This window comes from Falsiroseomonas sp., from assembly GCF_041690465.1.
In the GTDB taxonomy this organism is placed as follows: domain Bacteria; phylum Pseudomonadota; class Alphaproteobacteria; order Acetobacterales; family Acetobacteraceae; genus Falsiroseomonas.
The window spans coordinates 254893-272656 of record NZ_JAWLHG010000001.1 but is presented as its reverse complement, the minus strand read 5'-3'; the positions used below and the strand labels follow the sequence as shown (position 1 = coordinate 272656).

The window sequence follows — 17764 nt, the reverse complement described above, 5'->3', positions numbered from 1 at the left end:
ATCAGGCGCGGCCCGCGCCCTTCACGCCCTTCGTTCCGGCGGCCTGCGGCCTGCGCCGGACATAGGGCGTGCGGGAGGTGCCGTCGGCGTTGCGGCGCTCCTCGACTTCGAAGATCGGCATGGCCCCGATCAGGCCGCTGAGCTTGGCGAAGCCCCAGGAGCGGGAATCGAATTCCGGCGCCTGCTGCGCGACCTTGCTGCCCACAGTGCCGAGCCGGGCCCAGCCGGTTTCGTCGGACGCAGCATCCACTGCGGCGGTGAGTAGATCCACGAGATGTGCATCGTCCGTCAGGCGCTTGGCCGTCTTCTCGCGCGGCGCCTCGGCCTGCGCCGGCTTGCGGACCAGAAGCTCCGTATAGACGAAGCGGTCGCAGGCGGCGACGAAGGGGCGCGGGGTCTTCTTCTCGCCGAAGCCGACGACCAACTGCCCTTCCTCCCGGATGCGCCGCGCGAGGCCGGTGAAGTCGCTGTCGCTCGACACTAGGCAGAAGCCGTCGAGGCGCTTCGAGTGCAGCAGGTCCATCGCGTCGATGATCATCGCGCTGTCCGTCGCGTTCTTGCCGACGGTGTAGCGAAACTGCTGCATGGGCTGGATGGAATGGTCCAGAAGCGCCGATTTCCAGCCGCCGAGATTCGGCGTCGTCCAGTCGCCATAGGCGCGGCGGATGAAGGCGATGCCGTAGCGCGCGACCTCGGCGAGGACGCCCTCCACCGCCGAGGGCTGCGCGTTGTCGGCGTCGATCAGGATGGCGAGCCGGGCGGAGGCTGGAGCTTCGTCTGTCACGCGGTTCGTCCCCGATCCCGGCGCGGCCGATTGCGCGCCGCGCAGCAAGTCTAGTCGAGCACGCGGCGCAACGGAACGGCTCCGCACCGCCCGGTGGCTGTTCGCAGTGCGGAAAGTCGCGTGCCCAACCCAGCTGCGTTGCGTTGTGCGGGGCTGCCAACCAACTGTCGGAGCCACGCGATGCATCTGGTCCGAGCCGGTGCGCTGGCCGTCTTCATCTTGCCCGGTGTGTCGTCGGCGCTCGCCGCCGGATGCGCGGCCCCCGAGGACTGGGAACGCCGAAGCTACCGCAATGCGCGCTTCGGCTTCGACTATCCCTCGGTCTTCCGCCTCGATCCGCAGAGCGTGCCGGCCGAGGGTGACAGCGCGCGCTTCTGGACGGAGGACCGCCGCGCCACGGCAGTCGTCAACGCCGCGCCGAACCTTGAGGGACGCACCCTTCGCGCGCTGCTGCGCGAGGCGGAAGGCGACGTGGTGGAGAACGCGGGCGGCGAGATCACCTATCGCCGCATCCGCGACAACTGGTTCGTCATCAGCGGCTACATGGTCGGCCGCATCTTCTACCGGCGCACCCTGCTGGCGCGGGACGGCACCGTCGCCACGCTGTGGATGGAGTTTCCGCGCGAGATGCGGGACTGCCTCGACCCCGCCGTCACCATGATGTCGCTTTCGTTCCGCGAGAGGTAGGCGAAGCTACTCCTTCGTCGTGCCGGTCAGTGGCGGCGTGCTGCGCGGCGCGCCCGCCTTGCGCAGCATCTCCTCCGTGCCGCCAGACTCGTCCGCAGTCTCGGTCTTGGGTGACGGCGCGATGGGGCCGCCGCCCGGGCCTTGCCGCGCCGCCTCGTCGTTGCGCGCGATCTCGGCGCCATAGCCCTCCTCGGGCCGGATGCCGGGATTGCCCGGATCCTCCTGCTTGTCCCGGACATGATGGGGCCCGACGCTGGTCGGCCGCGCTGTCTTCGCCTCGCTTCCGGTGGATGCGCCGCCCTTGCGGCCCTTCTCGTCCTGCGCCATGCGTCGGTCCTCCGTCACGCGGGACCAACGCGCGCGGATAGCCGGCGTTCACACGGCGCGGAGCGCCGCCTCCTCCGCGGACGGCGCCTCGGCGCCGCCAAGTGCCGCCACCAGCGCCTTGCGCAGCGTCGCGAGCTTGCGCTCGTTCTCGACCTTCAGGCCGAACACGTCCTTGACGTAGAACACGTCCACCGCGCGCACCCCGTAGGTCGTGATGTGCGCCGAGCCGATCTGCAGCCCCTGCTCGCTGATCGCCGCCGTCACGTCGTGCAGCAGGCCCGGGCGGTCGCGGCCGTTCACCTCGATCACCGTGTGCGAGTTGGAGGCGTGGTTGTCGATCACCACGCGCGGCGGGATCTGCACGGCGCGCAACCGGGCCGGCTCGCGGCGCAGCTTGCCGATCTCGGCGTCCAGCCGGAGGCGGCCGGACAGCGACTGCTCGATCAGCACCGCCAGCCGAGCCAGCCGGTGCGGCGCGTCGAACACGCCGCCGGCGGCGTCCTGCACCCAGAAGGTGTCGAGCGCCATGCCGTTGGTCATGGTGTGGATGCGCGCATCCACGATGGAGGCACCGGCCACCGCCAGCGCGCCGGCGATCTTGCTGAACAGGCCGGGATGGTCGGCGCAATAGACCGTCACCTCGGTCACCGCGCGCGCCTCGATCACCCGCGTGCGCACCGTCAGCGGCGCGCCCTCGCTCTCCGCCTCGTGGATCATGTGGGCGTGGCGCGCATGCGTCTCGGGGTCGAAGGAGAGCCAGTAGCCGGGGTAGCCGAGGGCGAGGAAGTGATCCACCTCCTCCTTCGGCCGGTCGGAGAGCATCGCGGCGGCGGCGGCGCGGGCGCGCGCCACGCGGGTGTCGCGCTCCGGCACGGAGAGCCCGCCGGCCAGCACCTCGGCGACGCGCCAGTAGAGCTCGCGCAGCAGCGTCGCCTTCCAGCCATTCCACACCTTGGGTCCAACGGCGCGCATGTCGGCGACCGTGAGGACCAGCAGCAGGCGCAGGCGTTCGGGCGATTGCACCGTCTCGGCGATGTCGAGGATCGTCTTGGGGTCGTCGATGTCGCGCTTGAAGGCGGTCTGGCTGACCAGCAGGTGGTTCAGAACCAGCCAGGAGACGGTCTCGGTCTCCTCCGGCGTCAGGCCGAAGCGCGGACAGAGATCGAGCGCGATTTCCGCACCCAGCTCCGAATGGTCGCCGCCGCGGCCCTTTGCAATGTCGTGCAGCAGCACCGCGACGTAGAGCGCACGGCGCGACTGCACCTGGCCCACCAGCTCCGAGGCAACGGGCGCGACCTCCGCCAGCTCGCCGCGCTCCAGCTGGCCGAGCACGCCGATCGCCTCGATCGTGTGCTCCTCGACGGTGAAGACGTGATAGGTGTCGAACTGCATCAGTCCGACGATGCGCGCCCACTCCGGGATGAAGCGGGAGAGGAAGCCGACCTCGTTCAACGTGCGCATCCACCGCGCGGAATCGCGACCGGAAAGGATATCGATGAACAGCGCGTTGGCCGCCTTGTCGTCGCGCAGCTTCACCGCGTAGCGCGCATTGCGCACCAGCGCGCGATGCGCCAGCGGATGGATCTCGAGGCCCCGGTCGCGGGCGGCGCGCACCAGGCGCAGCATCACCGCGGGATCCTCGGCGACGTTGCGGTCGGGCGCGATCAGCACCTTGCCATCGGCCAGCGCGACGCCGGCCTGGGCGAGTGCCGCATCCCCCGCGGGCAGCACCGCCGGCGGGCCGAGGGCGGCGCGTTCGAGTGCGGGCTCCAGCAGGCGGGTGAGGCGCACCACGTCGCGCGCCGTCAGGAACAGGTGCTTCATGAACCGCTCGACACCGTCCTGCACGCCGTGGCGGGTGTAGCCCATGCGGGCGCCGACCACCGGCTGGAGGTCGAAGGTGAGGCGTTCCTCGGCGCGGCCGGTGACGTAGTGAAGGTGGAAGCGGACGGTCCAGAGGAAGTTCCAGGCGCGGCGAATGGCGCGCGCCTCCTGCGGCGTCAGCAGGCCGCCGCCGGGGCTGGCGGGGCCGACGAGTTCGGGCATGCGCTGCACGCCGAAGGCATGGCGCGCCAGCCAGTAGAGCGTCTGCAGGTCGCGCAGCCCGCCACGGCCCTCCTTGACATGCGGCTCCACCAGGAAGGGGCTCTCGCCGTAGCGGGCGTGGCGCGCGGCGCGTTCGGCGCGCTTGGCGGCGAGGAAGGCGGCCAGTCCGGACTGCTTGCGGAAGGCGGCGAAGGCGGCATCGAAGCGCTCGAACACCGGGCGCTCGCCGGCGATCCAGCGGGCGTCGATCAGCGCCGTCTGGATGGTGACGTCGCCCTTCGCATCCTCGATGCATTCGTCCACCGTGCGGGTGGCGTGGCCGACCTTCAGGCCGAGATCCCAGAGCAGGTAGAGCAGGAACTCCACGGCGCGGCGCCCCTGCGGACCGAGCGGCGCATCGGAGAGGAACAGCAGGTCGATGTCGGAATAGGGCGCCAGCACGCCGCGGCCATAACCGCCGGTGGCGATCAGGGCGAAGGGCGGCTCGGTCTTCGCATCACCCGGGCCCGGCGGAACCACGGCCATGGTGTAGCCGTGGATCGCGCCGACCAAGCCATCCGTCAGCGCGGCGAGCCATCGTGCGGCGGCGAGGCCGGAAAGCTCATGGGCCTCGAAGGCGCGCTGGACCTTGCCCTGGATGCGACCGAGCTGGCGGCGGAGTTGGGCGAGCGCCTCCTCACGCGCGACCGGGCGTTCGCCATCGAGCAGCGCGGCGATCAGGTCGGGCAGGACTTCCGGCGTCTCCCCCGAGGGTGAGCCGGCCGCGTCGGGCGCGTGCGCGAGGAACATCGGCATCGATGTCACGATAACGACTTGCGCGCCGCGGCAACAGTCTCGTCGTGTTGCGCTGCGGTATCTGATGTTGACAGTGACTTCAGCCGGTAAAGCGCTTCCTGCGCCTCTCGCGGTGAAAGGGCATCGGGGTCCAGCTCCGCCACCGCCGCGTGCAGGGCAGAGGTGGGGGCCGGCGGCTGGCCGGGCGTAGCGAACAACGGCAGTTCCTCCGCCAGCGCATCCGGCCCGCCCGCGCGGGCGCGCGCCTCCAGCGCCGAGAGCACCTGTGCGGCGCGCGCCAGCACCGGGCGCGGCACGCCGGCGAGCCGGGCGACATGCACGCCCCAGGAGCGCTCGGCCGCGCCGTCGCCCACCAGGTGCTGGAACACCACCTCGCCGCGCCAGTCGCGCACCTTCATCTGGGCGAGGCGGAGTTCGGGCAGGCGGCCGGCGAGCTGAGTGAGCTCGTGGAAGTGCGTCGCGAAGATGGCGCGGCAGCGGATGCGGTCGTGCAGCGCCTCCAGCACCGCCCAGGCGATGGCGAGCCCGTCCCAGGTGGCGGTGCCGCGGCCGACCTCGTCGAGAACCACCAGCGATCGCGCGGTGGCGCCGTTGAGGATGGCGGCGGTCTCGGCCATCTCGACCATGAAGGTGGAGCGGCCGCCGGCGATGTCGTCGCCGCCGCCGACCCGGCTGAACAGCCGGTCCACCAGGCCGAGCCGCGCCTCGGCCGCCGGCACGAAGAGGCCGGCCTGGGCGAGGACGACCAGCAGCGCGTTCTGGCGCAGCCAGGTGGACTTGCCGGCCATGTTCGGGCCCGTCAGCAGGCACAGCCGGCGGCCGGGGGAGAGGTCGCAATCGTTGGGCACGAAGGCCGGGCCGCGAGCCTTGCGGAGTGCCGCCTCCACCACCGGGTGGCGGCCGGCGACGACGCGGAACTCGGCGCGCTCGGTGATCTCCGGGCGGCACCAGCCGCCCTCGGTGGCGAGCGTGGCGGCGGCGGCGTGGACGTCGAGCTCCGCCATCGCCCGCGCCGCCTCGGCGACGGGTGCGCCGGCGTCGAGCAGCATCCGGCGCAGATGCGCGACGCAGGCGCGTTCGCGGGCGGCGGCGTGCTGGCCGGCCTCGGCCACCTTGCGGTCGAGCTCCGCCAGCGCGGCGCAGGTGAAGCGTACGGCGTTCGCCATGGTCTGGCGATGGATGGCCGCAAGCTGCCCGGTGGCTCCGGATGGCGGATCCCGGAGAAGCTTCTCGCCGGCTGCGGTGGGCACCTCGGCCAGGAAGCCGAATTGCTGGTGGTGTCGGATCTTCAGGCTGGCCACGCCCCAGGCCTGGGCGAGATCCAACTGCAAGGCCGCGATCGCCTCCCGCCCGCCATCGCGCAGGCGCCGCAGGGCATCCAGCTCGCCGTCGTAGCCGGGGGCGATGATGCCGCCATCGTCGAGCCGCGCCGGCAGCTTCTCCGCCAGCGCGCGCGCCAGCTCGGCGGCGAGGGCGGGGTCGAGCCGCAGCGCCGTGGCGGCTTCGCGCACCAGCGGCGGGATCGGCAGCGCCGGCGCTTCCAGCGCGGCGACGATCTGCGCCGCGAGGTCGAGGCCCACCCGCAGCGCGCCAAGGTCGCGCGGGGCGAAGCGGTCCAGCGCCAAACGGGCGAGCGCGCGCGCCATGTCGGGCGCACCCTTCAGCGCCGCACGGATCGCCTGCCGCGTCTCCGCATCGCCGAGCAGGAAGGCGACCGCATCGTGCCGCGCGGCGATCTGCTCCGCATCCGCCAGCGGCGCGGCGAGGCGCGAGGCCAGCTCGCGCGCGCCGGCCGCGGTCAGCGTGCGGTCCACCGCAGCGAGAAGCGTAGCCTCCGACCCGCCGCGCTGATCCCGGAGAATTTCCAGGCTGCGGCGGGTGGCGGCATCCAGCGCCAGTACGCCGGCGGCATCCGACTGCGGGCGCGGCGGGTCGAGCCGCGGCAGGGCGCCGGCCTGCGTCTCCCGCACATAGGAGAGCGCCAGGGCGGCGGCGGCAAGCTCGGGCTCGGCGAAGCGGCCGAAGCCGTCCAGGGTGACGACGCCATAGGCCTCGTGCAGCGTGCGCGCGGGGTCGCGCGGCACCAGGCGCGGCGCGATGCGGCCGGCGAGCCGGTGCGCGAGTTCGGGATCCTCGGCGAGTTCGGGCGCGACCACCGCCTCGGCCGGTTCCAGCCGGGCGAGCAACGCGCCGAGTTCCGCGCGCGGCAGGGCGGCGGTGGCGAAGGCGCCGGTGGAGATGTCGAGCCAGGCGGCGCCGAGGCCCTCGCCTGTCTCGGCGAGCGCAAGCAGCCAGGCCTGGCGTCCGGCTTCCAGCAACCCGTCCTCGGTGACCGTCGCGGGCGTGACGACGCGGACGACCTCGCGGCGGATGGTGGGCGCCTTGCGGCGCTTGGCCTCCTCCGGCGTCTCCATCTGGTCGCAGATCGCGACACGGCGGCCGGCGCGGATCAGGCGGGCGAGGTAGGCATCCACGGCATGGGCCGGCACGCCGGCCATCGGCACCGGCTGGCCGCGATGCTCGCCGCGATGGCTGACGGCGATGTCGAGGATCGTCGAGGCGTCCTCGGCGTCGGCGAAGAACAGCTCGAAGAAGTCGCCCATGCGGAAGAACAGCAGCGCGTCCGGATGCGCGGCCTTGGCGGCGAACCATTGGGCGAGCGCGGGGGTCGCGCCTTCGGCGCGCGGGATGCGGTCGCCTTCGGCAAGCGGGATCCAGTCGCGCGGGGCGGATGCGGGGCCGTCTGTCACCCGGCCTGACTACCGCCTGCGGCGCACGCTGCGAAGCATCCGCTCGCCTGGACAGGTTCGCCGCACATCCCTCTACTGCGCACCTTTCCGGAATGAGCCGAAGAATGTGCCGTCCGCGCCTGCCGCCGAGCTATCGCACCAGCGGGGCGGCGCCTTCTCCTGGATCGCGATGCTGATGGCGGCCGTCTCGGTAGCGCGGCTGGTGCTCGACCTGGCGCAGCTGCCGGTCGCGGTGGTCCTGGCGGGGCTGCTGCGGACCTATGTGGTCGTCTTCCACACCATGTTCGACGTGGTGTTCTTCTGGTTGCCGGTGGCGGTGCCGGGCTGGGCGAAGGACATCGCGGTCGCCCATGTGATCATCGGCGGCGCGGCGCAGAAGGCGGAGCTGGTCACCGTGCTGGCCGATCTCCGCCATCCCTGGATCGTGCTGCACCTGCACCGCAATTCCCGCGCCCTGTTCTGGCTGCGGGCATGCGGGCGGCTCGCCTTCGCCACGCTGGCCTGGCCGGCCTGGCTGTGGCGGCGGGCGGGCAAGCCCCACCTGGTGATGGGGCTGGGCTCGCACGGGCCGGGCCGGGTGGCCTTCTCGGCCGAGCCGCCGCAGCGCACGCCGCATGGGCGGGAGATCGGCTTCGGCGATGTGCGGCTGATCATCCTGATCCGGCTGCTCTCGATCCTGGCCGGAGCGGCGGCAATCCTCGCGGTGAACTATGCATTCAGCATCTGAACCCCGCACGGCGCTGGACGCGCCGGCCCCGCGCCTGTCAGGCTGGCGCAAAGGGAGGAGCGCACCATGCCGGTCAGTGGGCTCGACCACGTCAATATCCGCTGCCGTCCGGAAGACCTGCCGGCGATGCGCCGCTTCTGGGGCGAGGTGGTGGGCCTCGCCGAGGGACCGCGGCCGGATTTCGACTTCCCGGGCATCTGGTTCTGGGCCGGGGCGCGCGCGGTGGTCCACATCGCCGCCCGGCTGCCCGATGGCGCGCCCCTGCCCGCCGGCGATGCCGGCACCTTCGGCCATATCGCGCTGCGTGCCGATGGGCTGGAGGAGACACGCGGGCGGCTGGCGCGGCTCGGCATTGCCTCGCGCGAGGCGCCGGTGCCCGGCTTCCCGCTGCACCAGATCTTTCTCACCGACCCCGCCGGTGTCGCGGTGGAGCTGACCTTCGCGGCCTAGGCGAGGACAGGCGCACAACGCAGTTGCGAAGCGGCTGGCTTCCGTCGCGCGCGCCGGGGTCGCATAAGTGTGGTCGGTTGGGGAGAATGGCTGGACCATGGACGACGCGCGAAAGACATTGTCCGAGGGCCTCGCGGCCGAGGGGCTGGGCGACACCCGCACTGCCCGCATCACCGGCGAAGAAGCGCTGGCGATGCATGCGGAGGGCCGGCCGGGCAAGCTCGAGATCCGCCTGACCAAGCCGCTGACCACTGCGCGCGATCTGTCGCTCGCCTACAGCCCGGGCGTGGCGGAGCCCTGCCTGCACATCCATCGCGATCCGTCGCTGGCGTATGACTACACCTCGAAGGGCAATTTCGTTGCGGTGATCAGCAACGGCACGGCGGTGCTGGGGTTGGGCAACCTGGGCGCGCTGGCGTCGAAGCCGGTGATGGAAGGCAAGGCGGCGCTGTTCAAGCGCTTCGCCGATGTCGATTCCATCGATCTCTGCGTCGGCACTGAGGATGTGGACGAGTTCGTCAACGCGGTGCGCTACCTCGGGCCGAGCTTCGGCGGCATCAACCTGGAAGACATCAAGGCGCCGGAGTGCTTCGTCATCGAGCAGCGCCTGCGCGAGCTGATGGACATCCCGGTCTTTCACGACGACCAGCACGGCACGGCGATCGTCGCCGCCGCCGGGCTGATCAATGCCTGCCACCTGACCAATCGCGACCTGAAGGAAGTGAAGCTCGTCATCAACGGCGCCGGCGCGGCGGCGGTCGCGTGCGCGGAGTTGGTGAAGGCGATGGGCATCCGCCCGCACAACGTCATCCTGGTGGACACCAAGGGCGTCATCCACCGCGGCCGGACCGAGGGGATGAACCAGTGGAAGTCCGCGCATGCGACGGAGACCGCGGCGCGCACGCTGGGCCAGGCGCTGGAAGGGGCCGACTGCTTCATGGGCCTGTCGGTGAAGGGCGCGGTGACGCCCGAGATGGTGCGCAGCATGGCCGCGCACCCGATCATCTTCGCCATGGCCAACCCCGATCCGGAGATCACGCCGGACGAGGCGCGCGCGGTGCGGCCGGACTGCATCGTGGCGACGGGGCGGAGCGACTATCCGAATCAGGTCAACAACGTCCTCGGCTTCCCCTTCATCTTCCGCGGCGCGCTCGACGTGCGCGCCAGCACCATCAACGATGCGATGAAGGTGGCCGCGGCCGAGGCGCTGGCGATGCTGGCGCGCGAGGACGTGCCGGAGGAGGTGGCCGGCGCCGGCGCCGGCACCTCGCTGCGCTTCGGGCCGGAATACATCATCCCCAACGCCTTCGACCCGCGCCTGATCAGCCGCATCCCGCCGGCGGTGGCGAAGGCGGCGATGGACAGCGGCGTGGCGCGCAAGCCGATCACCGACCTGCACCGCTATGCGCGCGACCTGGCCGGGCGGCTGGATGCGACGGCCAGCGCGATGGAGGCGATCGCCGAGCGCGTGCGCGCCAATCCGCGCCGCGTGGTGTTCGCGGAAGGCGAGGAGGAGAAGGTGATCCGCGCCGCCATCGCCTTCCGCCAAGCGGGCTATGGCACGCCGGTGCTGGTCGGCCGCGAGGACCTGATCAACGCCACCGTCGCCTCGCTCGGCATCCCGCTGCCGGAGGGGATCGAGATCGACAATGCGCGCCTGTCGGAGAAGAACCGCGCCTATGCGGAATGGCTCTACGCCAAGCGGCAGCGCGAGGGCTTCCTGCTGCGCGACTGCCAGCGCCTGGTGAACCAGGACCGCAACGTCTTCGCCGCCTGCATGGTCGCCTGCGGCGATGCGGATGCGATGGTCACCGGCGTCACGCGCAGCTATGCCGCCGCGCTGGAAGGCGTGCGGATGGTGATCGACCCGCAGCCCGAGACGGTGCTGTTCGGGCTGACGCTGATGCTGGCGCGGCGGTCCGGCACGGTGCTGGTGGCCGACACCGCGATCCATGAGCGCCCCGATGCCGCGACGCTGGCCGAGATCGCGATCAAGGCCGCCGGTGCGGCGCGCAGCCTGGGGCATGAGCCGCGCGTGGCCTTCCTGTCCTTCTCCACCTTCGGCGATCCGAAGGGCAGCATCCCGACCAACATCCGCGACGCGGTGAAGCTGCTGGACGCGCGCGGGGTGGATTTCGAATACGATGGCGAGATGGCCGCCGACGTGGCGCTCGATCCGGCGCTGCGGCGGCAGCTCTATCCGTTCTCGCGGCTGACCGGCGCGGCGAATGTGCTGGTGATGCCGGGGCTGCACGCCGCGCACATCCTCTCCAAGGCGATCCCGCGCCTGACCAGCGCGCAGACCATCGGGCCGCTGCTGATCGGGCTGTCGGCGCCGGTGCAGATCGTGGGGATGGATGCCGGGGTGAACCAGATCCTGGACATCGCCTGCCTCGCGGCGCATGCGGCGATCCCGAAGTGACGCCAGGCGAGGTCGCGACGATCGGCTACGAGACCGCGACGCCCGCCACGCTGGTGGCCGCGCTGCGTGCGGCGGGCGTGGCGCGGGTGGTGGATGTGCGCGCGCTGGCGAACAGCCGGAAGCCCGGCTTCGCCAAGCGGGCGCTGTCGGCGGCGCTGGCGGAGGCTGGGATCTGCTATGAGCATCTGCCGGCGCTCGGCACTCCGGCCGCGGGACGGGAGGCGGCGCGCAGCGGCCGGCCGGAGGTCATGCGGCGCGTCTTCGCCGCCCACCTCGCGGGCGTGGAGCCGCAGGCCGCGCTGGCCGGGCTGCGCGAGCGGGCGCGGCACGAGCGCCTCTGCCTGCTCTGCCTCGAAGCCGATCCGGCGCGCTGCCACCGGACGCTGGTGGCGGAAGCCATCGGCCTGCCCGTCCGTCACCTGGCGCCCTGAGGCGCCGTCAGGGGTGGGCGCCCGGCCCGAGTTGCGTCATCCGCGCATGAAGCGCCGTTCCGGGCGGTAGGTCAGGCGCCGGCGAAGGGCGGCAACCAGGCTGGTCAAGCGCTTCGCGATCTGGATGCGAATCTCATGCATGGGGCGAACCATTGGTGGGAAGGGCGATGGCCATCCTGGCGATCGGGCGCCGTTCCGCGCCCGGCCACGTCGTCTCATCCTGCGGTGGAGGTGTTGACGCAGCGTTGACCTGCGCGGGGCATTTTCGGGGCAAGACTCCTCTCTCCGGCGCATGGCGCCGCGTGGTTGCCGATCCGGCCTATGGCGTTCCCAACGCGCCAGCCATGCGCCGCGTGCCAGGGAAAGCGCGAAACGATGTCTTGATCCCGCCACGTCGTCGCATGAAATTGGGCAGCATGCGCGCGCTGGTCGGGATCTCCTGCTGCACCAAGCCCTTCGGGGTCTTCGCCACGCCCAACCATGCCGCCTCGGACAGCTATGTGCGCTGCACGCTCGGCCCGGTGGGCGGCGTTCCGGTGCTGCTGCCGGCCGCCGGCGAGGCGCTGGTACCGGAGATCCTGCCGCGGCTCGACGGGCTGATCCTCACCGGCAGCCGCTCCAACGTGCATCCGGATCATTATGAAGGCCCGGCGCATGCCGAGGGCACGCCGGAGGATCCGCAGCGCGACGCCACCACCCTGCCGCTGATTCGCGCCGCGATCGTCTGCGGGCTGCCGGTGCTGGCGATCTGCCGCGGCTTCCAGGAGTTGAACGTGGCGCTGGGCGGCTCGCTCGATCAGCGCATCCAGGACCTGCCGGGGCGGCTGGACCACTCGACGCCATCCGACCAGAAGCTGCCGGGCGTGCGCGTCGGCAAGGCGCATGCGGTGCGGGTGGCCCCGGACGGCATGCTGGCGCGGATCTGGGGTGGCGCCGGACTGCCCTGGCGGGCGGAGGCGGTGCCCGTGAACTCGCTGCACAACCAGGGGGTGAAGTGCCTGGCGCCGCGGCTGGTGGCCGAGGCCTGGGCGCCCGATGGCACCATCGAGGGCGTGCATGTGCCGGACGCGCCGGGCTTCGTGCTGGGCGTGCAGTGGCACCCCGAGTACGATTGGGAAACCGACGCGCTGAGCCGCGCGCTGTTTGAGGCCTTCGGCGCCGCCGCCGCCGCCTGGGCGGCCGGCGAGCGGCCAGGGGCTTCGTCCCGCCGGCTGGCCGCGGCCTGAGCGACACGGCCTACCGCCGCTCGGTTGTCCGCGATCAACAGCTTGCGACCATAGCGGGATTTTCGTGATTTCGGTCGGTTCCCAAGCATTCGCCTTTTGCATGGCCGCCTGTGGACGCGCTACTGTGCGCTGACCGGCCATACTTTGCCGGTGAGCGAACCGGTTCCCCTGCCGGCTCGCCCGACCATTCCGATCGGAACTAGAAAGTAGCGCCCGGTCACCCCCCTGACCGGGCGTTTTTTCTTTTGGCTGCCGCAGCGCTTCGCCGGTCCCGGCGCGAGCGCGAAAGTGGCGCTCACGATCTTGCGCGTGGCAAGGCAGGGGGTATGAGGGCAGCGACCGATCAGAGGGTGCCCGTCCCCATGTCCGACTTCGTTATCGCCCCGCCCGCCATGCCTTACCTGCCCGTCAAGGGCGGTGGGAAGTTCCCGGTGCGGCGCATCTACTGCGTCGGCCGCAACTATGCCGAGCATGCGATCGAGATGGGCTCCGACCCGACGCGCGAGCCGCCCTTCTATTTCGCGAAGCCCGCTGGCGCCGTGGTGATCGACGGCGCCGACATGCCCTATCCGCCGGCGACCAAGTCGCTCCACCACGAGATGGAGCTGGTGGTCGCCATCGGCACCGGTGGCGCGAACATCGCGCTGGCCGATGCGCTGAAGCATGTCTGGGGCTGGTGCGCCGGCCTGGATATGACGCGGCGCGACCTTCAGAACGAGGCGAAGAAGACAGGCCGCCCGTGGGACATGGGCAAGGGCTTCGACGCCTCCGCGCCGATGGGCCTGCTGGTGAAGCACGACGGTTCCTATGACGGCTCCAAGGGGAAGATCGAGCTGAAGGTCAACGGCGCGGTGAAGCAGGTCTCAGACCTGTCGAAGCTGATCTGGTCGGTGCCCGAGGTGATCGTGAACCTTTCCGGCCTCGTGCGGCTGGAGCCTGGCGACCTGATCATGACCGGCACGCCGGAAGGTGTCGCCGCCGTGGTGAAGGGCGATGTGCTTGAGGGCTTCGTCGAGGGCGTCGGCGAGGTGAAGACGAAGATCGTCTGAGACGATGGCGGTGACGCGCGCCAACGGGAAGGCGAGGCCGAAGGCGGCGCCCGCCATCGTGGCCGGCGCGCGTCCGCTGCGCATCGTCACCTGGAACATCAACTCCGTCCGGCTGCGCCTGCCGCTGCTGGCCGACCTCGTCGCGCAGCTCTCGCCCGACGTGGTCTGCCTGCAGGAGACGAAGTGCCCGGACGAGGTCTTCCCGCATGAGGGCGTGGCGGCGCTCGGCTTCCCCTATCGCGCGGTGCGCGGGATGAAGGGCTACAACGGCGTCGCCATCCTTTCGAAGCTGCCCTTCGCGCTGCGCGACGGCCAGGATCCGGATTGGTGCGGCAAGGGCGATTGCCGGCACCTGGCGGTCGAGCTGGACGCGCCGGGCGGCGCCGTCGAGCTGCATGACTTCTACATACCGGCCGGCGGCGATGTCCCGGACCGCGCCGCCAACCCGAAATTCGCCCACAAGCTGGACTTCGTGGCCGAGGCGACCGCCTGGTCCGCGCAACGGCACGCCGCCGGCGGCATCCGCCGCGCGGTGATGGTGGGCGACCTCAATATCGCGCCTCTCGAGCACGATGTCTGGTCCCACAAGCAGCTTCTGGACGTCGTCTCCCACACGCCGGTGGAGACCGAGGCGCTGACGGCGCTGATGCGCGCCGGCGCATGGCATGATGCGCTGCGCCACTTCGTGCCGGCGGAGCAGAAGCTCTACACGTGGTGGTCCTACCGTGCCTCCGACTGGCGGGCCTCGGACCGCGGGCGGCGGCTCGATCATGTGTGGGTGTCGCCGGACCTCGCCGGCGGGCTGCGTGCGCATCACGTGCTGAAGGATGCGCGGGACTGGCCGAAGGCGTCCGACCACGTGCCGGTGATGGTCGAACTCGCCACCTGAGGCGCCCGGCCACGTTGGGTGAGCTGTGCCCGCCGCATCCGGTGAGGCCAGCAAGTGGGATCCCACGCCCATCGATTGAAGCCTGAGCATCAAATCCAATCACTCGGTGAGTGCAGAGTCCGGGATCGGCTTCCCTGCCGCGCCGCGGTGCGACCTCTCGACCTGTTGCTCGCTGGACCCGCTTCGCCGCGCGCCAACCCTTGGTTTGGTAGATAGTATGCAATACGTCTTTTAGGGAGAAAGAGGATGCTGCTGACACTGGCCGGCACCACCGAAGCGGATATCCTCCACGGCAGCCCGGCGGATGAGACCATCCTGGGCGATCCCGTGGGTACGGTTCCCCGGCCCGGCAACCTGATCCACGCCGGGCGAGGCGACGACCTGGTGTTCGCAGGCTACGGCGCGGACCTGGTCTGCGGCGGCGCCGGGAATGACACCCTCTATGGCAACGGCACCACCGAGAGCCCTGGCGCCGCAGCTGCCTATCTGGCGCGGGACGACCTGGCGGACCTGCTGCTTGGCGGGGCGGGCGACGATGTCCTGTTCGGCGCCGGCGGAGACGACCTGCTGCTGGGTGGGGCCGGCGCCGACCTGCTGGTGGGCGATTGGGGCAACGACAGGCTGGTCGGCGGCGCGGGCAGCGACACGCTGCATGGCGGGCTCGGCGCCGATCGGCTGAATGGCGGGCCGGGGCCGGACATCTTCGCCTTCGGCATGGTGGCCGCGCCGGCCGCCTTCGGGTTCGAGGCCGGCTCCGGCGCCGGCCGCGACGTGGTTCTGGATTTCACTCCTGGCGAGGATCTTCTTCGCTTCGAAGCGGCCTCCGCCGATGCGGTGACCTGGGCGGGGCGGGGCGCAGGCACGTTAGTCAGCATTGCCGCGCCGGACGGTAGCCTGGGCGAGGTCTGGCTGCCTGGTGTGGAGGATCTCGGCGCGGCCGACCTGGTGTTCGCCTAGGCCGCGTTCCGACCGAACTGGAATAGGTCGGTCGGGTGGGAGTCAGGCGGCGGCCTCCGGCCCGTGCGGATCTCGCGCGATCCGCCGGAGCCGCCAGCCGAAGGCGAGGAACAGGAAGCCCACCACCATCGCCTGGAGTCCCACCAGCCAGACCAGCGCCAGCAATCCCGGCCCCGGCGCGATCACCAGCCACAGCCCGACCAGCACTGTCAGCGCGCCGAGCAGGCCGAGCAGCCAGTCCCCGGCACGCCAGCCGAGCACCACGCGCAACCCGCCGACGGCGATCGCCCAGGCGCCAACCGCGATGACCAGCGCCACCGCCGAGAGGCCCGGCAGCAGCAGGATCACCGCGGCGAGCACCAGCGAGAGCACGCCATCCAGCGCCAGCCAGGCGCGCGAACGATGCCGCCCTGCCGGGTCGGGCTCGTCCCGGAACGCCTGGATCAGCGAGGCGACGCCATCGACCAGCATCCAGGCCGCCAGGAAGGCGAGGATCGCCACCAGCCCGGGGCCGGGGAAGAGGAAGACCAGCAGCCCGAAGGCGATCCCGACCACCCCGCGCAGCAGGAACAGCCACCAGCTGCGCGCCAGCGCACGAACCGCGCCGAAACGGGGCGTGAACTCCGAAGCCGTCGTCGCGCCGGCCATGATTGCCTCCTGTCCTCCGCTGGCGCGGCGACAACGCAGCCGGCCGGCCGGGGTCGCGGCCCCGCGCGAGGGGTTGCCGATTTGCACCTGCTTGACGATTGTGCGGCTCACATTCCGTCCAGGAGGAAGCGACACATGATCGAACGCCGGAAGATCCTCGCGCTCGGCGCGGCGGGCCTTGCGCTTCCCGCGGTCGCGCGGGCCCAGGATGCCTGGCCGCAGCGGCCCGTGCGCCTGGTGGTGCCCTTCGGCCTCGGCGGTTCCGCCGATGTCGCCGCGCGCTTCCTGGCGGAGCCGCTGCAGCAGGCCTTCGGCCAGCCCTTCGTGGTGGAGAACCGGCCGGGCGCAGGCGGCACGATCGGTGCCGACAACGTGGTGAAGTCCGCACCCGACGGGCACAGCCTGCTGGTGATGTCCAACACCCACACCGCCAACGAGACGCTGCTGCCGAACCGGCCGTATCAGCTGATGCGTGACCTCGCGCCGGTGGCCTCGATCAACATCGCCCACCACGTGCTGGCCATCCATCCCTCGATCCCGGCGCAGACACTGCCGGAGCTGATCGCGCTGCTGAAGGCCAATCCGGGCAAGTACGACTATGCCTCCTCCGGCCCGGGCACGCCGTACCACGTGGCCGGCGAGGTGTTCCTCTCGATGGCCGGCGCGACGGCGACGCATGTGCCTTTCCGCGGTTCCAACGAGGCGCGCACCGCGTTGATCTCGGGCCAGGTGCCGATCATGTTCGACGCCATCCCGACGATGCGTTCGCAGATCACCGAGGGCCGCGTGCGCGGCCTGGCGACCACCGGCCCGACGCGCAGCCCGCTGATGCCGGAACTGCCGACGGTGGCCGAGACGCTGCCGGGCTACGAGGCCTCGCTCTGGCTCGGCATCATGGCGCCGGCGGCGACGCCGCTGGCGATCCGCGAGCGGCTGAACGCCGGGCTGAACCGCATCCTCGCCCTGCCCGCCACGCGTGAGGCGCAGGCCCGGCTCGGCGCGCAGCCGCGGCCAATGAGCATCGCCGAGTTCGACGCCTTCCTGCGCGCCGACATCCCGCGGCAGGCCGAGTTCATCCGCATGGCGAAGATGACGCCCGCCTAGTGGGCGTCGCCTTCGACCTGAACGGCGCGCCCGTCGCGCCGGACATCGACGATGATGCGCCGTTGCTGGCCGCCTTGCGCGGCCCGCTCGGCCTCTCCGGGCCGCGCTTCGGCTGCGGCGCGGAGCAATGCGGCGCCTGCGTTGTGCTGCTCGACGGGGTGCCGGCCTATGCCTGCACGCTGCCGGTCTCGGCGGCGGCGGGGCGGCGCGTGGAGACGGTGGAAGGCCTCGGCACGCCCGAGGCGCCGCACCCGCTGCAGCGCGCCTTTCTCGATCTGCAGGCGGGGCAATGCGGCTATTGCCTCTCCGGCATCCTGATGGCCGCGGCCGCGCTGCTGCGGCGCGTGGCACGGCCAACCGAGGCGGAGGTGCGCGCCGCGCTCGACCCGCATCTCTGCCGTTGCGGCAGCCACAACCGAATCCTGCGCGCGGTGCTGCGCGCGGCGGAACAGGGCGCGCCTGAGGCATGACA

At 71.5% G+C, this 17764-nt stretch carries 16 protein-coding genes; 11 read left to right on the top strand and 5 right to left on the bottom strand.

All coding sequences use genetic code 11. The annotated features are described in order from the left end of the window. Position 1 precedes the first annotated feature (1 nt). The gene (locus ACESM1_RS01290; protein WP_372616979.1) at positions 2-784 is read right to left on the bottom strand and encodes an NYN domain-containing protein; all 783 of its coding nucleotides are present in this window, start codon (positions 782-784) and stop codon (positions 2-4) included. Positions 785-964: 180 nt separating this feature from the next. On the opposite strand from ACESM1_RS01290, the gene ACESM1_RS01285 reads away from it, so the two are divergent. Continuing rightward, on the top strand, positions 965-1471 hold the full coding sequence (locus tag ACESM1_RS01285; protein ID WP_372616978.1) for a hypothetical protein: 507 nt from the start codon (positions 965-967) through the stop codon (positions 1469-1471). Between the two features lie 6 nt (positions 1472-1477). On the opposite strand, the gene ACESM1_RS01280 is transcribed toward ACESM1_RS01285, so the two are convergent. The 3 genes from ACESM1_RS01280 to mutS are packed head-to-tail and all read right to left on the bottom strand — an operon-like array spanning position 1478 to position 7329. After that, entirely contained in the window at positions 1478-1798 is a 321-nt protein-coding gene (locus tag ACESM1_RS01280) for a hypothetical protein (RefSeq protein ID WP_372616976.1), read from the bottom strand. Positions 1799-1846: 48 nt separating this feature from the next. Then, complete coding sequence (locus tag ACESM1_RS01275) at positions 1847-4633, bottom strand: [protein-PII] uridylyltransferase (protein ID WP_372616974.1); 2787 nt, start codon at positions 4631-4633, stop codon at positions 1847-1849. A gap of 11 nt (positions 4634-4644) precedes the next feature. Further along, positions 4645-7329: a DNA mismatch repair protein MutS gene (mutS, locus tag ACESM1_RS01270; protein ID WP_372617323.1), complete on the bottom strand. Its 2685-nt coding sequence runs from the start codon at positions 7327-7329 to the stop codon at positions 4645-4647. Positions 7330-7495: 166 nt separating this feature from the next. Here mutS and ACESM1_RS01265 point away from each other — a divergent pair, with 166 nt between their 5' ends. The 8 genes from ACESM1_RS01265 (at position 7496) to ACESM1_RS01230 (ending at position 15540) form a co-directional block, all read left to right on the top strand. After that, the gene (locus ACESM1_RS01265; RefSeq protein ID WP_372616972.1) at positions 7496-8116 is read left to right on the top strand and encodes a hypothetical protein; all 621 of its coding nucleotides are present in this window, start codon (positions 7496-7498) and stop codon (positions 8114-8116) included. A 66-nt stretch (positions 8117-8182) separates the two neighbouring features. Next, positions 8183-8566 (top strand): VOC family protein, encoded by a 384-nt coding sequence (locus ACESM1_RS01260; RefSeq protein ID WP_372616971.1) that lies wholly within the window; start codon positions 8183-8185, stop codon positions 8564-8566. 97 nt (positions 8567-8663) lie between these two features. Continuing rightward, positions 8664-10988: an NADP-dependent malic enzyme gene (locus ACESM1_RS01255; protein ID WP_372616969.1), complete on the top strand. Its 2325-nt coding sequence runs from the start codon at positions 8664-8666 to the stop codon at positions 10986-10988. After that, positions 10985-11419 carry a DUF488 family protein gene (locus ACESM1_RS01250; protein ID WP_372616967.1) on the top strand — a complete coding sequence of 145 codons (435 nt, stop codon included), beginning with the start codon at positions 10985-10987 and terminating at the stop codon, positions 11417-11419. Before ACESM1_RS01255 ends, ACESM1_RS01250 begins: the two co-directional genes overlap by 4 nt. A gap of 416 nt (positions 11420-11835) precedes the next feature. After that, positions 11836-12645: a gamma-glutamyl-gamma-aminobutyrate hydrolase family protein gene (locus tag ACESM1_RS01245; RefSeq protein WP_372616965.1), complete on the top strand. Its 810-nt coding sequence runs from the start codon at positions 11836-11838 to the stop codon at positions 12643-12645. Positions 12646-13007: 362 nt separating this feature from the next. Further along, positions 13008-13694, top strand: coding sequence for a fumarylacetoacetate hydrolase family protein (locus ACESM1_RS01240; RefSeq protein WP_372616964.1), 687 nt, complete (start codon positions 13008-13010; stop codon positions 13692-13694). Positions 13695-13770: 76 nt separating this feature from the next. After that, entirely contained in the window at positions 13771-14583 is an 813-nt protein-coding gene (locus tag ACESM1_RS01235; protein WP_372617321.1) for an exodeoxyribonuclease III, read from the top strand. Positions 14584-14829: 246 nt separating this feature from the next. Further along, a complete protein-coding gene (locus ACESM1_RS01230; RefSeq protein ID WP_372616963.1) occupies positions 14830-15540 on the top strand; it encodes a calcium-binding protein in 711 nt (236 codons plus the stop codon). A gap of 42 nt (positions 15541-15582) precedes the next feature. Here the strand turns inward: ACESM1_RS01230 and ACESM1_RS01225 are convergent, their stop codons facing one another. After that, positions 15583-16188, bottom strand: a complete 606-nt coding sequence (locus tag ACESM1_RS01225) for an HdeD family acid-resistance protein (protein ID WP_372616962.1) — start codon at positions 16186-16188, stop codon at positions 15583-15585. Between the two features lie 135 nt (positions 16189-16323). Between ACESM1_RS01225 and ACESM1_RS01220 the strand changes: the two genes are divergently transcribed. Together ACESM1_RS01220 and ACESM1_RS01215 are read left to right on the top strand one after the other, a co-directional pair. Continuing rightward, positions 16324-17292, top strand: coding sequence for a tripartite tricarboxylate transporter substrate binding protein (locus ACESM1_RS01220; RefSeq protein WP_372616961.1), 969 nt, complete (start codon positions 16324-16326; stop codon positions 17290-17292). Then, entirely contained in the window at positions 17292-17762 is a 471-nt protein-coding gene (locus tag ACESM1_RS01215) for a (2Fe-2S)-binding protein (RefSeq protein ID WP_372616959.1), read from the top strand. The genes ACESM1_RS01220 and ACESM1_RS01215 overlap by 1 nt, the downstream gene beginning before the upstream one ends. The last annotated feature ends 2 nt before the right edge of the window (positions 17763-17764 follow it).

What these genes read in the sequence shown, in the direction of transcription:
- ACESM1_RS01285 (WP_372616978.1), top strand. Translation starts at nt 965, where the DNA reads ATGCATCTGGTCCGAGCCGGTGCGCTGGCCGTCTTCATCTTGCCCGGT.
- ACESM1_RS01280 (WP_372616976.1), bottom strand. Translation starts at nt 1,798, where the DNA reads ATGGCGCAGGACGAGAAGGGCCGCAAGGGCGGCGCATCCACCGGAAGC.
- ACESM1_RS01275 (WP_372616974.1), bottom strand. Translation starts at nt 4,633, where the DNA reads ATGTTCCTCGCGCACGCGCCCGACGCGGCCGGCTCACCCTCGGGGGAG.
- ACESM1_RS01260 (WP_372616971.1), top strand. Translation starts at nt 8,183, where the DNA reads ATGCCGGTCAGTGGGCTCGACCACGTCAATATCCGCTGCCGTCCGGAA.
- ACESM1_RS01255 (WP_372616969.1), top strand. Translation starts at nt 8,664, where the DNA reads ATGGACGACGCGCGAAAGACATTGTCCGAGGGCCTCGCGGCCGAGGGG.
- ACESM1_RS01245 (WP_372616965.1), top strand. Translation starts at nt 11,836, where the DNA reads ATGCGCGCGCTGGTCGGGATCTCCTGCTGCACCAAGCCCTTCGGGGTC.
- ACESM1_RS01240 (WP_372616964.1), top strand. Translation starts at nt 13,008, where the DNA reads ATGTCCGACTTCGTTATCGCCCCGCCCGCCATGCCTTACCTGCCCGTC.
- ACESM1_RS01230 (WP_372616963.1), top strand. Translation starts at nt 14,830, where the DNA reads ATGCTGCTGACACTGGCCGGCACCACCGAAGCGGATATCCTCCACGGC.
- ACESM1_RS01225 (WP_372616962.1), bottom strand. Translation starts at nt 16,188, where the DNA reads ATGGCCGGCGCGACGACGGCTTCGGAGTTCACGCCCCGTTTCGGCGCG.
- ACESM1_RS01220 (WP_372616961.1), top strand. Translation starts at nt 16,324, where the DNA reads ATGATCGAACGCCGGAAGATCCTCGCGCTCGGCGCGGCGGGCCTTGCG.